The sequence below is a fragment of the Maricaulis maris genome (assembly GCF_049116555.1).
GTDB classification, from domain to species: domain Bacteria; phylum Pseudomonadota; class Alphaproteobacteria; order Caulobacterales; family Maricaulaceae; genus Maricaulis; species Maricaulis maris_C.
The window spans coordinates 1-430 of sequence record NZ_JAGDYT010000019.1 but is presented as its reverse complement, the minus strand read 5'-3'; the positions used below and the strand labels follow the sequence as shown (position 1 = coordinate 430).

General features: G+C 54.2%; 1 protein-coding gene and 1 rRNA gene. One reads left to right on the top strand and one right to left on the bottom strand.

All coding sequences use genetic code 11. The features are described 5' to 3' along the window. A partial coding sequence (locus JXQ94_RS13945) for a hypothetical protein (protein ID WP_421924395.1) occupies positions 1-307 on the bottom strand: 307 nt, incomplete at its 3' end. Between JXQ94_RS13945 and JXQ94_RS13940 the strand changes: the two genes are divergently transcribed. After that, positions 308-430, top strand: a 23S ribosomal RNA gene (locus tag JXQ94_RS13940); the annotation flags it as partial.

Genomic DNA, 430 nt, shown 5'->3' with positions numbered 1-430 from the left:
TCAGGTCGTCGGTTCGATCCCGTCCAGCTCCACCATCCACCGCCTTGAGGGCATCGGATGGCAGTGAAAAACAAAGCGCGGTTTGACTAGAAACACAGGTTTCACGCCTGGTTTGACATGTGGCCTTAGGGCTGTGTGTCGCTGGTGCGTGGATATTTGACATAGTTGTGGAGGGCGTCACCGTTTCAGGTGGCGCTGAAGAGACATCCTGACCGAGGTTCATGCCGGGTCTTGTCGAGATCGCGAAAGCTTGCACGGCTTTCGAATAATCGGCGAGGCGTTCACCGTGCATGAGCATCAATTTCAAGATCAAGTGTCAAAAGGGCGTTTAGTGGATGCCTTGGCATGTAGAGGCGATGAAGGACGTGGCACGCTGCGATAAGTCTCGGGGAGTTGCGAGCAGACTTTGATCCGAGAATTTCCGAATGGG